1 protein-coding gene is annotated in these 565 nt (G+C 56.6%); it reads right to left on the bottom strand.

From position 1 onward, the window contains the following. Nucleotides 1-395: tRNA (adenosine(37)-N6)-threonylcarbamoyltransferase complex ATPase subunit type 1 TsaE (tsaE, locus tag ACTHUR_RS16790; protein WP_440399816.1), on the bottom strand; the 395-nt coding region annotated here is incomplete at its 3' end. Nucleotides 396-565: the final 170 nt, after the last annotated feature.

Raw genomic sequence — 565 nt, 5'->3', positions numbered from 1 at the left:
GCGTGATTCAGGGATACGGTGATGTCTGCGGGCGGAGTGAACGCGCCGCCCTGTTGCGGCCATTCGATGATGCAGACGCCGTCAGGGGAGAATAGGTCGTCCAGACCGGCATCTTCCCATTCTTCGGGCGAGGCAAAGCGGTAAAGGTCGAAATGATGAAGCGTGAACGCTTCCAGCGGGTAGGATTCGACGATGGCGTAGGTCGGGCTTTTGACCGCGCCGGTGTGTCCGAGTCCGCGCAGGATGCCGCGCGTGAACGTGGTTTTCCCCGCGCCCAAATCGCCTTGCAGATGGATGACCAATGGCGCGCGCAGCGATTCTGCCCAACTCCCGCCCAGCTTGAGTGTGGACTCTTCGTCGGGAAGCTGGCGGGAAAGGGATGCGCCGTCGCTCATGAAATCAGCCTTATCGTGTTCTAAAAACCTTAATTATGCTGTATTTACGGGCATTTGCAAACATAAGGGAGGATAAAGTTAGATAAAGATGTTCAATCGGCATCTTTGCCGTTTGCCGTCCAAACGCTTCAGGGGTCGTCTGAAAACGCCGTTTCCACGCAGCCCAAACC

Source organism: Neisseria sp. P0021.S007 (assembly GCF_051956855.1).
Note: the sequence above shows the minus strand (reverse complement) of the source record. Positions and strands in the feature narration are given on the sequence as shown.